General features: G+C 60.9%; 1 protein-coding gene. It reads left to right on the plus strand.

The window, feature by feature from the left end:
• Positions 1–24 precede the first annotated feature (24 nt).
• Positions 25–243, plus strand: a 219-nt coding sequence (locus SB725_RS33445; protein ID WP_410923729.1) for an ExbD/TolR family protein, incomplete at its 3' end; no start/stop codon positions are given.

Raw genomic sequence — 243 nt, forward strand, 5'->3', positions numbered from 1 at the left:
ACTGAACGCACGCAGGAGACCACCATGCAGGTTCAGGACGACGACAAGCCGTACGACGACATCAACATCACGCCGATGCTGGACCTCGCGTACGTGCTGCTGATCATCTTCATCATCATGACCACCGCGTCGGTGCAGGGCATCAAGGTCGATCTGCCGAAGGCGAGCTCGTCCGCGAGCCTCGCGAAGCCGAAGACGAAGGCGATCACCGTGGCCGATTCCGGGCAGATCTTTCTCGACGCG

It is taken from the genome of Pseudomonas sp. SIMBA_041, assembly GCF_046535095.1.
Lineage (GTDB): Bacteria > Pseudomonadota > Gammaproteobacteria > Pseudomonadales > Pseudomonadaceae > Aquipseudomonas > Aquipseudomonas mucoides.